The sequence below is a fragment of the Alcanivorax sp. DG881 genome, from assembly GCF_000155615.1.
Taxonomy (GTDB): Bacteria; Pseudomonadota; Gammaproteobacteria; order Pseudomonadales; family Alcanivoracaceae; genus Alcanivorax.
Window position 1 is genome coordinate 2,360,682 of sequence record NZ_DS989915.1, and the last position, 11,596, is coordinate 2,372,277.

At 59.9% G+C, this 11,596-nt stretch carries 11 protein-coding genes; 6 read left to right on the forward strand and 5 right to left on the reverse strand.

Annotation, left to right across the window (positions count from 1 at the left end):
- Nucleotides 1-31: 31 nt before the first annotated feature.
- The 5 genes from ADG881_RS10665 to ADG881_RS10685 all read right to left on the reverse strand — a co-directional run bounded on the left by ADG881_RS10665 (nucleotide 32) and on the right by ADG881_RS10685 (nucleotide 4,821).
- The gene (locus ADG881_RS10665) at nucleotides 32-1,165 is read right to left on the reverse strand and encodes a glutathione S-transferase N-terminal domain-containing protein (RefSeq protein WP_007150253.1); all 1,134 of its coding nucleotides are present in this window, start codon (nucleotides 1,163-1,165) and stop codon (nucleotides 32-34) included.
- 100 nt (nucleotides 1,166-1,265) lie between these two features.
- Nucleotides 1,266-1,547, reverse strand: coding sequence for a putative quinol monooxygenase (locus tag ADG881_RS10670; protein WP_007149735.1), 282 nt, complete (start codon nucleotides 1,545-1,547; stop codon nucleotides 1,266-1,268).
- Nucleotides 1,548-1,662: 115 nt separating this feature from the next.
- Nucleotides 1,663-2,577 (reverse strand): cation diffusion facilitator family transporter, encoded by a 915-nt coding sequence (locus ADG881_RS10675; RefSeq protein WP_007151475.1) that lies wholly within the window; start codon nucleotides 2,575-2,577, stop codon nucleotides 1,663-1,665.
- Nucleotides 2,578-2,732: 155 nt separating this feature from the next.
- On the reverse strand, nucleotides 2,733-3,434 hold the full coding sequence (locus ADG881_RS10680) for a fumarylacetoacetate hydrolase family protein (protein WP_007149556.1): 702 nt from the start codon (nucleotides 3,432-3,434) through the stop codon (nucleotides 2,733-2,735).
- Complete coding sequence (locus ADG881_RS10685) at nucleotides 3,427-4,821, reverse strand: FAD-binding oxidoreductase (RefSeq protein ID WP_007151536.1); 1,395 nt, start codon at nucleotides 4,819-4,821, stop codon at nucleotides 3,427-3,429. The genes ADG881_RS10680 and ADG881_RS10685 overlap by 8 nt, the downstream gene beginning before the upstream one ends.
- Nucleotides 4,822-4,963: 142 nt before the next feature.
- Between ADG881_RS10685 and serA the strand changes: the two genes are divergently transcribed.
- From serA to ADG881_RS10715, 6 genes are all read left to right on the forward strand, one after another.
- A complete protein-coding gene (gene serA, locus ADG881_RS10690; RefSeq protein ID WP_007149220.1) occupies nucleotides 4,964-6,193 on the forward strand; it encodes a phosphoglycerate dehydrogenase in 1,230 nt (409 codons plus the stop codon).
- A 122-nt stretch (nucleotides 6,194-6,315) separates the two neighbouring features.
- Entirely contained in the window at nucleotides 6,316-7,683 is a 1,368-nt protein-coding gene (locus tag ADG881_RS10695; RefSeq protein WP_039926611.1) for a COG3014 family protein, read from the forward strand.
- On the forward strand, nucleotides 7,680-8,078 hold the full coding sequence (locus ADG881_RS10700) for a YcfL family protein (protein WP_039926612.1): 399 nt from the start codon (nucleotides 7,680-7,682) through the stop codon (nucleotides 8,076-8,078). Before ADG881_RS10695 ends, ADG881_RS10700 begins: the two co-directional genes overlap by 4 nt.
- 43 nt (nucleotides 8,079-8,121) lie before the next feature.
- Nucleotides 8,122-8,712, forward strand: a complete 591-nt coding sequence (lpoB, locus tag ADG881_RS10705; protein WP_007149918.1) for a penicillin-binding protein activator LpoB — start codon at nucleotides 8,122-8,124, stop codon at nucleotides 8,710-8,712.
- Nucleotides 8,713-8,965: 253 nt separating this feature from the next.
- Nucleotides 8,966-10,258 carry a CsgG/HfaB family protein gene (locus tag ADG881_RS10710; protein ID WP_007149688.1) on the forward strand — a complete coding sequence of 431 codons (1,293 nt, stop codon included), beginning with the start codon at nucleotides 8,966-8,968 and terminating at the stop codon, nucleotides 10,256-10,258.
- 462 nt (nucleotides 10,259-10,720) lie between these two features.
- The coding region (locus ADG881_RS10715; protein ID WP_039926613.1) for an IS110 family transposase at nucleotides 10,721-11,596 on the forward strand (876 nt) is incomplete at its 3' end.

The following is an 11,596-nucleotide window of genomic DNA, read 5'->3' on the forward strand; positions in this document are numbered from 1 at the left end:
TCCCACAGGGGGAGAAATTTTCAGCGTCTCCCTAGGTGCGTTCCCACACTTCGATATGGTCGCGGCGATCCACGGTGTAGCCGCGTTCGCCGGGCAGGGCTGCCGCCAGGCCCCGTTCGGCAAGTGCTTCGCGGACACGGGCCTGGTCATGGGGCGAGGCCTCGGCCAGCAGGGAATCGGCTTTGCGCAGCACATAGAGCAGGTAGGGCTGAACCCCGGCTTGCACCGGTACGCCACGAAAAGCGGTTTCCACCACGCCCACGTAACGCTGGTGGGGTTTGGCCGACACCGGCTGGCCATCCGCCGGGGCGTGCTCCTGAATCAGGGCATCCATGAAGGCGAGCTTGTCGGTGAGCATGGGGAAAATTTCGTCGGCGATCTGGCGCAGCAGGGGCTCCAGGGTGGCCGGAATCGCGTCGTCGGCCAGGTAGGCATTGCCATAGCCGGGAAACTCCGGCGTATCCAGCCCCGGTGCAGTCATCCGTTCCACCCAGCGGAACACTTTCGGCGCCCGGGTTTTCATGAGGTTGGCGGGCACCGGATCGCGGCCCAGGTGGGCAAACAGCGGGCCGATCAAGCCGTAGTCACCCAGCGACGGCCGCCCGCCAAACAGGTAGGGATGTTCAGCGAAGTGGGCGTTGAGGGTATCGAGCAGCTGCAGATAGGAGGCCTCGATTTCCGGTACCGTGTGGGCATCCACGCCCAGTTGGGGCAGGTAAGCATTCATCCGCGACATGATCTTGTCGGCCATGGCCTCACCGGCGCCAGCGGCGAACTGGTCATGCAGAAAGCTTTCCTGGGCGTCACGGTAGCTCCAGCGGTAGTGCATGGCGTGGGGCAGCATGGCCTGGGTGCCGTAGTAGGCGATGATTACAGCGAGCACCCGCTGCAACAGCCCATCCGGGTCGGCGGAATAGCGCACGCCCTGTTGCTCAAAGTGGTCGATGATATCCAGGCTGTCCTGAACGATGTCACCCTGCGGCGTTTCCAGCACCGGGATAATGCTGCGCTGGATAATCGGCAGAATGCGGGTGTGGAAATCCGCATCGGTGGTGGGGATTTCGGTGTAGGCAATGCCCTGGGTTCGCAGGTAGCAGCGGGCGATACCGGTGTACAGCGAATGGGGAACCCCGTAGAGCCTGTGCGTGTTGTCCTGGCTGGCCATGACGCCTCCTGATCAGGGCACGGGCTGACGGTGCTGGCCCGTGCCGGGTTGTACCGGGCGTGCGGGTGTTGCCGCTGCCCGTCTGGCGAACGCCAACCGCTCAGCTTTCCAGCGTAAACAGCTTCACATCGGGGCGTCCGGCGAGCAGCCCCTTGAGGCCGCCACCCAGGGCTTTCATGTTTTCCTGGTGGGCCACAATCGCGTCCTGGTCGGTGTACTGTTCGTAGATCAGCACGGTGTCGGCATCGTCCACGGACTGGTGAACCAGGTAGCAATGGTTGCCGGCTTCCTTCACCACTTCGGCGGCGATCTTCTTCATCTCTGCGACCAGGGTGTCACCGTTACCCGGTGTGGCGGACATGACAGCGGTAATACCAATCATGGTTCTCTCCCGTTATCTGGCTGTGATTATGCGTGGATAAGGGATCCTCACACAGCACCGGGGAAGCAACCATGGTCTTTCACGTCGCTGTTGCGGCCAGAAAGACCGGTGAGCGTCATGCGGGCCGTCCATTCCCGGCCTGCAAGTTGTCCGGGTCCGCAGTGAACATCACATCCAGCTCAAGATCGGGGTATTGGGGCGCCAGAACGTCCTGCAAGTGGCGACGCCAGAGGTCTGCTTGCAAGGCATCGCTGTGTTGCTCGCCCTCTTCCAACAGAACCCTGGCCTGCAGATACAGCATGCGTCCGGTCTTGCTCATCCGCAGGGACCAGCGTGTCGCCGGGAGCGCCGCCATGGCTCGGCGAAAATCGGCGTGCACCTGCTCCTGCTGTTGTTGCGAGGGGGCGGCCAGCAGCACTTCCATCAGGTTGCGATAGAGCGTTCGCAACGGCACCGGCAGCATGATCAGCACCATCACGATAACCATCAACGAATCCACATAGGGCAGCCAGTCACCCAGGTGTTCGCCAAGTAGCCACACCGCCAGGAAAGTCACCAGCACCACCGAACTGAGTATGCAGTCCATCAACCACACAAAGGCATCCACCCGTACCAGCTCGGAACCGGTTTCGCGTGCAATTGTGCGCAGGCGCAGATACACGGCCAGACAACCTACCGTGGCCAACACCGCGTAGACCGTCGCCACCCCCGGTTGCAGCAGGCGCCCGTCACCGCTCAGGGCTGCCAGCGCAGAGGCCAGTGCCATGGTCAGCACGCCCAGAATCACCAGGCTTTGCAGTACGTTGAAGGCGGGCTCAAAGCTGGCGTAGCCCAGCTGAAAACGGTGGTCTGCATTACGCTGCAGCAGCCGCGAGACATAGACCATCAGCAAGGACATGATGAAGCTGACGAGAGAAAACACCCCGTCCAGAAAAATCGCGTCGGATTCTGCCAGGTGGGCAAACCCGAAACCCAGCGCCGCCATCAGCACGGTTCCCAATACGGATAACCACAACCCTTTTGATTCCATTGCTCGCTCCCGTTGCGTTAACGGAATAGACCCTGGAAAGAGGTAAAGGTTGCTTTGTGGCTGGCTTGGGGCGAACGGGCGACGGCTTTGTTATTAGACGGCGGGTTAGACGGCGGAAAGTGGCTGCACCGATTTCCGCCCTGCGGTGGCTTCTGTCAGGCGACGGAGCCGAACACCTGAATGATGTTGCCCAGCCGTGCGGTGAACTTGTCGCCGCTGTTGAGTGGGCCGACGCCGGCGGGGGTGCCGGTGAAGACCACATCGCCGGGTTCCAGGGTGAAGCTCTGGCTGATTTCGGCGAGCAGTTCGAAGGTGGGGAGCAACATCAGGCCGGTGTGGCCGTGTTGTTTTACTTCGTCGTTGATTTCCAGGGTGACGCCCAGATCCTGGCGTACGGAGATGCCGCGGGCATCAATAAAGCCGGACACCGGGGCGGCGCCGTCGAAGGCTTTGGCGCGCTCCCAGGGGTGGCCTTTTTCTTTTAGCTGGTTTTGCACTTCACGCAGGGTCAGGTCCAGGCCGATGCCGTAGGCGGCGACGCTGAAGCGAACGTGATCCAGGCGGGTTTCCTTGCGGATACGTTTGCCGATCAGCACCACCATTTCCACTTCGTGGTGCACCGGCCCCTGTCCTTCGGGCAAGGCCAGCGGTTCGTGCAGGCTGGCCAGGGCGGTGGCGGGTTTCATGAACAGGATGGGGGAATCCGGCACTTCATTGCCCAGCTCTTTGGCGTGGTCGGCGTAGTTGCGGCCCACGCAGACCACCTTGCCCACGGGCATGTTCATGGCGGAGCCGTCGATCCAGCGATGTTGATAACCGTTCGGGTCGATCTGGACTTCGTTGATCTCATCAAACATCGAACAACTTCCCGGGGTTCATCACGTTGTTGGGATCGAACACGGCTTTCACCGCTTTCATGCAGGCGATTTCTTCCGGGCTGCGCGAATATTCCAGGTAAGGCTTCTTGGTCATGCCCACGCCGTGTTCGGCAGAGATGGAGCCGTTGTATTTCTCCACGATCTCGAACACCCACTTGGAGACGTTGTTGCACTTGGCAAAGAAGTCTTCCTTGGCCAAGTCCGCTGGCTTGAGGATGTTGAGGTGCATGTTGCCGTCGCCGATGTGGCCGAACCAGACGATTTCGAAATCCGGGTAGGCGTCCTGCACCACTTTATCCACGTCTTCCACGAAGTCCGGCACGCTGGCGATGCTCACCGAGATGTCATTCTTGTAAGGGGTGTGCGGGGCGATGGATTCGGAGATGCGCTCGCGCAGCTGCCACAGCTGATCGAGCTGTTGCAGGGACTGGCTCATGACGCCATCCAGCACCCAGCCTTCTTCCACACATTTTTCGAAGATGGCCATGGCCTGCTCTCCGATTTGCTCGGAGAGCTGTTCGAATTCCAGCAGGCAGTAGAACGGGCACTCGGTGTCGAAGGGCTTGGGTACGCCGTGGGCCAGCACGTGGGCCATGGCCTTGTCGGAGAAGAATTCGAAGGCGGTCAGGTCGATGTCCTGCTGGAAGGCATGCAGGATCTTCATCACTTCGCGGAACCCCGGGGCGCCCAGCACCAGACAAGTCAGGTCCTTGGGCTGGCGAGTCAGCTTGACGGTGGCTTCTACCACGAAGCCCAGGGTGCCTTCGGAGCCGATAAAGAGGTGGCGGAAGTCGTAGCCGGTGGCGTTCTTGATCAGGCCCTTGTTCAGGTCCAGCAGTTCGCCCTTGCCGGTGACCACTTTCAGGCCGGTGATCCAGTCACGGGTCATGCCGTAGCGGATCACCTTGATGCCACCGGCATTGGTGCCGATGTTGCCGCCGATCTGGCTGGAGCCGGCAGAGGCGAAATCCACCGGGTAGAACAGGCCCTTCTGTTCGGCGAATTCCTGCAGCTGCTGGGTGATGACGCCGGGCTGAACGGTGACGGCGCGGTCGAACTCGTTGAAATCCAGGATCGTGTTCATGCGATCGAAGGCCACTACCAGCTCGCCATTGGCGGCGACGGCGCCGGCGGAGAGGCCGGTGCGGCCCCCGGACGGCACCAGGTGCAGACCATGCTCGTTGGCGATTTCGACGATCTGCTGCACTTCGTCAGCGGTTTCTGGCAGGGCCACGGCGCAGGGGGCCGGTGCCCATACCTTGGTCCAGTCGACTCCGTAGCGCTCCGCGCTTTCCTGGTCGGTGAGGCAGCGATTGCCAAGCAAATCAGTCAGTTGCTCCAGTGCAGCATGGGCAAGGGCAGTCATCAACGGGTCTCCTGAACGGGTCTAACCGGGGGCTTGAAACGGCTTCACGCTGACTTGAACAGAAGTACAGCATGGGTTGCTCTCAATTTGAGCGCGCTATGTTAACATACGCGCCCATTTCACAGGCTACCGAGACAGAATCATGGCCGATACTTCTCTTGAGAAGGATAAGATCCGCGTTCTCCTGCTCGAGGGCATCCACGAAAACGCCGTGGAGAACCTGAAAGCGAACGGTTACTCCAATGTGGAGCTGCTGCCCACTGCGCTTACCGGGGATGACCTGACTGCCAAAATTAAGGATGCCCATTTTGTCGGCATTCGTTCGCGCACCCAGCTCACCGACGAGGTGTTCGAGGCGGCGGAAAAACTGATTGGCGTCGGGTGTTTCTGTATCGGTACCAACCAGGTGGACCTGAAGTCCGCCCTCAAGCGTGGTATCCCGGTCTTCAACGCGCCCTACTCCAATACCCGCTCCGTGGCGGAGCTGGTGATTGCCCACACCATCAACATGATGCGCGGTATTCCCGAGAAGAACGCGTCGGCCCACCGTGGCGGCTGGTTGAAGTCTGCCAAGGACAGCTACGAAATCCGTGGCAAGACCCTGGGGATCGTGGGTTACGGCAACATCGGTGCGCAAGTGAGCGTGCTGGCCGAGTCCATGGGCATGAAGGTGAAATTCTTCGACGTGGTGCCCAAGCTGCCGCTGGGCAACGCAGAACAGGTGGGCACGCTCACCGACCTGCTGGCCCAGTCCGATGTGGTCAGCCTGCACGTGCCGGACACCGCCGACACCCGCTGGATGATTCAGGAAGAGCAGATCCGCGCGATCAAGCCCAAGGGCTACCTGATCAACTACGCCCGCGGCAAGGTCGTCGATATCGACGCGCTGGCGGCGGCCCTGCGAGACGGCCACCTGCTGGGTGCGGCCATCGACGTGTTCCCGGAAGAGCCCAAAGGTAACGACGACGAGTTCGTCAGCCCGCTGCGCGAATTCGATAACGTGATCCTCACCCCGCACATTGGTGGCTCCACCAAGGAAGCGCAGGTGAACATCGGCACGGAAGTGTCCGAAAAGCTGATCCGTTATTCCGACAACGGCGCCACCCTGGGTGCAGTGAACTTCCCGGAAGTGGCCCTGCCGCCGCATCCGGACATGCACCGCCTGCTGCACACCCACAAGAACGTGCCCGGCGTGCTGACCCAGATCAACACCGTTTTCTCCGAGAACGGCATCAACATCTGTGGCCAGTACCTGCAAACCAACGAAGAGATTGGTTACGTAGTGATCGATGTGGATAAGGGCTACAGCCAGCTGGCGCTGGAGAAGCTGCGCACCATCGACGGCACCATCCGCACCCGGGTGCTGTTCTAGTCGAAATAGCGGGATACAAATGTTGGCATAATGTGCCAGCAGGATGTGAACTGCTCGACAAAAAGCCGGAGTCAGGCTAACTTGCCTGCTTCGGCTTTTTTCTTGGGGCGTACACTAAGATCATGAATTTCTTCAGGAAGGGATGCCTGTCTGTCGCGTTATTGGCGATGCTGAGCGGCTGTGCCACGAACTCCCTGTTCGTGTCCTACCCCAGCCAGGCAGAGAAATGGAAGGCCACATTGGGGAATGAGGCCGCCAGTTCAGGGACGACATTGAAGCTGGAGAAGGCCACCGCCGGGGGCGATGGCGTGCTCTATCTTCAAGAGCTGGGGCGGGTCACGCAGCTCAATGGCGAAGGTGAAGCCAGCCGTAATGCTTTTGCCGACGCGGTGTCCAAATACGATGCGGAAGACGCCAGCGCGAAAATCCAGGTGTCTTCCCTGGCCGCCAGCGGCACCTCTCTACTGACCAACGATAACGCTCGCCCTTATGTGGCGCCGGACTACGAGCGCATCTTCACCCGTGCCTATCAGGCCCTCAATTACTGGGCGGAAAACGATGTCACCGGCACCGCTGTGGAATTGCGCGCGGCGGCCCTGGAGCAGCGGGTCTCGGCCAACAAGCGGGAAAAGGAAATCGCCAAGGCCGAAGAAGAGGCTGAAGAGAACGAAATCGACATTGGCCAGTTCGACGGTTACTTTGACGGCATCGATGCGGTGGCCGGTGGCGTCAAGGCCAGCTTCCAGAACGCCTGGACCTTCTACCTCTCTGCTCTCTTCTGGGAAGCCCACGGCGAATACAACGATGCCCTGGTGGATTACAAGAAAGCGCTGGAGATCAATCCCGGCGTGGATATGATCAAGGAAGACGTGGAGCGGGTCTCCAACCCCCGTGCCCGGCGGGGCAGCGATGAAGGGATGGTTGCGGTGTTGTACGAGCAGGGCTTTGTGCAGCCCCGGGAAGAGTTCACCCTGCCGATCCCCACCGTGCACGGCGTGTTTTCCGTGGCCTTCCCCACCTACGCTATTGGCAGCAAGCCACGCCCGAACAGCCTGCGGGTGCTGGACAGCGCCAGCCAGCCGCTGGGTGAAACCGTGGTGCTGGCGGACGTGGGTGGCCTGGCCGCCAAGGACCTGAAAGAGCGTATGCCCGGCATGCTGGTGCGCCAGACCCTGCGGGCCACCGCCAAATACAACATGCAAAAGCAGGCCAACGACAACTTTGGTCTGCTAGGCTCATTGAGTACGCAGATCTATAATCTGGTCAGTGAGCAGGCCGATCGACGTAGCTGGCTGAGCCTGCCGGCTTATGCCCAGGCGACCCGTTTCCATCTGCCCCAGGGGGAGCATGCATTGGTGCTCAGTACCCCGGCAGGCAACAGAACGCTGACGGTGCCGGTGGTACGCCGGGGCCTCACCGTGATTCATGCAGTGGCTGTACATGGCCAATTGATTACTCGCGTATTACCCGTTCAGGAGGGACCCTTATGACATTCTTACGCCCGATGTTGGCGATACTGGTCGCGCTGATGCTGGCCGCATGTTCCGCCAGCAATAAAGGCCAGATGGAAGTCACCGAAGACGGCGAAGTCGTCACCAAGGTGTATTCCAACAACAGCCTGCTTTCCAGCCGCATTTCCGTGGAAGACCTGCGCCAGAAGCGCGCCGGTGACCTGCTTCAGGTGCAGGCCGTGCTGGAGAATGACTGGAAATTCCAGCTCGACTTCCAATACAAGTTCAAATGGTTTGATGCTGACGGTTTCGAACTGGAGCCGGAAGCCCAGCCCTGGCGGCAGGTGGTCATGGCCGGTCGCAGCCAGAACAGTGTGCAGGGGGTCTCCCCCAACCCGTCCGCCGTGCGCTTCGAAATCTGGGTGCAGGAATAACTGTCAGCCCAGCTGACGTAACAAGGAACAAGGAGAAACAAGAATGGTACGTGTATTTTCAATGATGATGCTCGGCGCGGCACTGGTGCTGTCTGGCTGTTCCACCGTAGATTATGGCGATGCCCAGGGCCGTGAAACCGTCAATACCGATTTCGGTTCCACCGACCTGCAGATGATTGCCAGCAAGATGGTCGATGACATGCTGGTCTTCCCGCCCATCGTGCAGATGACCCAGAGCCGTCGTCCGGTGGTGTTTGTAGACCGCATCAAGAACAAGACCACCGAGCACGTGGACACCGAATCCATCACCGACACCATCCAGTCCAAGCTGATCAACTCCGGTAAGTTCCGCTTCGCGGACATGACGGTTGTAGAGCGCGTGCGCGAACAGCTGGATTACCAGAGTGAATCCGGCCTGGTGGATCAGAGCACCGCTGCGGCCATGGGTCGCCAGATCGGCGCCGAGTTCATGATGTACGGCAACTTCTCTTCCATCGTGAAGCGCGATGGCAGCACCAAGGACGTGTACTACAAGTTCACCCTGAAGCTGCTCAACATCCAGACCGGCATCATCGAGTGGGCTAACGAGAAAGAAATTCGCAAGACCAAGTCCAAGAGCCTGTTCGGCCTGTAAAAGAGACGCTGCACGCAACACGCAGCATGCCCGCACGCGAACATGATGCATGGTGTTGCATGCGGGCACGACGGGAAACGTTTCGAGGTGTGAGTGACGAGTTTCGAAGGGCAAAATCCCGAGCCTCTTGTTGTTGAGGTTATCGCAACTCGAAACTCGCCACTCGCAACCGGCTTGGGTCTCACGGCCTATGCCGTTCCTGTGGTGATAACCTGACATTCAGAGTGTTGCCCAGGTAAAACAAGGAGGTCACATGTACAAACGACTATTTGCCCCGCTGATGATGGCGCTGATGTTGCTGCCATCGTTCAGTCATGCGATGACGGAAACCGTTTCCGTGTCCGCACGGGGTTATGGCGATAACCCGGAGCAGGCCATGACCAATGCCCTGGTCGCCGCCGTGCGCCAGGGGGGCGGTGTCACCCTGGCGGTGGACCCCAACTTCCGCACCAATGTGTATGAATGGGTGATCCAGTCCCAGGGTGACGTCTCTACATGGATGGGCAAGGAAACGTCCGTGCCGGAGCCGCAGTTGCCGACGCTGGGCAACATCAAGACCTATGAAGTCCAGTCTGTGAAGCAGGTGGATGACGGCATGTGGCAGGCGGAGGTGCAGGCAGAAATCCTGCGTCCCAAGTCCATCGGCCCGGACCGTTCCCACCTGCCCGGCATTGCCATTGCTACCTTCGATACCCGCGCCACAAGCTATGATCTTGGTGACGTAAAAGTGCCGGCTTCGCAAGTGCAGCGTGATCTGAGCGAAAACCTGTCCATGGCCTTCACCCAGTCCGGGCGTTTCCGGGTGCTGGATCGTTCTTATTTGGCCGATATTGAAAAAGAGCTGCAGACAGTTGCCGAAGGCAGTGTGGCGCCGGAAGAAATGGCCCGTCTCGGTCAGCGTAAAGGCGCTGATCTGCTGCTGGTGGGTACCATCGAAGATTTCCAGATTGGTGACAGTGATCGGGAGTTCTACGGCGCCAAGATGGGCGGGTACGACCCCTACGTCCGCGTACGGTATCGCCTGATCGACACCACTACCACGGAAATCCTGTGGAGCGATCTGTACGAGTGGGACAAGTCGGAAGCCACTATCCGCGCCCTGGCCCGCGAGCAGAAAATTGATGACCGCAACCATCCGGAACGTCTGGCTGACATTCTCTATCCCGAGATTGCCCGCGCCATCGCCGGTGATGCCACCGACGTGCTCTACCCGGTGCAGGTGATCAAGGTTGACGGCGAGACCGTGTTCCTCAGCCAGGGCCAGGGTCGTCTGGAAAAAGACGGCATCATGAAGGTGTATCGCCCTGCCGGGGAAATGAAAGACCCGGATACCGGCATGACCATCAAGCTGGAAGGCGAAGCGCTGGCGACCCTCAAGGTCAGCGACGTGCGCACCGACTATGGCATTGCCCGTGTGGAAGGCGAAGCCAGTGCCCTGCAGGTGGGTGACCGGGTCCGCCCGGACAAGCAGGCCCAAAACGCGTCGGCGCAACCCGCCGGCCAGGCCGCCACCCCGGGATCCTCGGAAGCCCCCCTCAAGTGGTAAACCCAAACCCCCGCAACGCGGGGGTTTTTGTTTCAGATGTACGAACGGCCTGCTATCGCGCTGTAGGAACGTAGCGAAGCGGAGTAACGCACGTAGTGTGACCCAACGGGTGAGTGCAACGAATACGCCACTCGAGGCGCGAACACTGAGTTCGAGAATGGCACTGGCGCAAGCCCCCTCCTTATTGGTGATCGGTAAACTCCCTTCGCGCCTCAAGTGGCGCTTGTATGTTTGAATGCTCCTCCTGCAACCATGCAGGACTTGCCGGGGTGGAGGGACCAAAGGGGCATCTGACCTAAGGTACAGACGGTAGGAGATTTGGCCCCACCTCGCACCTATTCATACGCCGATAAAGAATCCATCGGCTGAGTTGCACCTCAGACCGACGATACCTAGCAAGCCAGCGTTCAGGTGCGCACCGACAAGCATGTGTAACCTAGCGCAAGGGGCTGTTCAGTGGCAATGCAAGTAGAACCCTCCATTATCGGCATCGACGTGGCCAAGGCCGAGTTGGTCATCTATTTCCTGGGCCAGACCTATTCCATTGAGAACACACCCCAAGCCATTCGGGCTTGGCTCAAGGGTCTGCCTGCCCACTGTGAGATAGCCATCGAGGCCACTGGCACTTATCACATGGATGCCATCGAGCTGGCCCACCGTAAAGGCCATCACATCTACGTGATTGATGGTTCTCGCCTCCACCATTACCGCAAGGGCACAGGTGGTCGTGCCAAAACGGACGCCTCTGACGCACAGCTACTTGCCCGCCATCTGCAACATGAAAAAGAGGCGTTGCGCCGCTGGAGCCCGCCACCCAAGGCGTATCGGACGCTGCAGATCCTGCTGCGTCGCCGGGCTGCACTGGTCAAGGCGCGGACCATTATCCAGCAAAGCCTGGGTGCAGAGCCGCTACTCAAAGCCGGCTTAAAGAGGCTGATCTCTCAGATCAACACGCTGGATGCACAGATCCAGAAGCACCTTCGCGACGCGGTCAGAGAGGCAGGGCTCTGTGATCAGGTGAAGCGTTGCAAAGCCCTGGAGGGCGTGGGCGATCTGACAGCCTATGCCCTTGTCATGGCCTTCCTGCGAGGCGACTTCAGGAACAGTGATGCGTTCGTGGCCTTCCTGGGAATGGACGTTCACGTGAAAGACTCAGGCACCAAGACCGGCAAGCGAAAACTGACCAAGAAAGGCGACTCAGAAACTCGTAGGCTGCTTTACTGCGCGGCCATGGCCGCTCGCCGGAGCAAGCGTTGGGCAGGGGTCTATCAGGCTTATCTGGACCGTGGGCTGGCAACCACCCAAGCGCTGGTCATTCTGGCGCGCAAACTGGTTCGT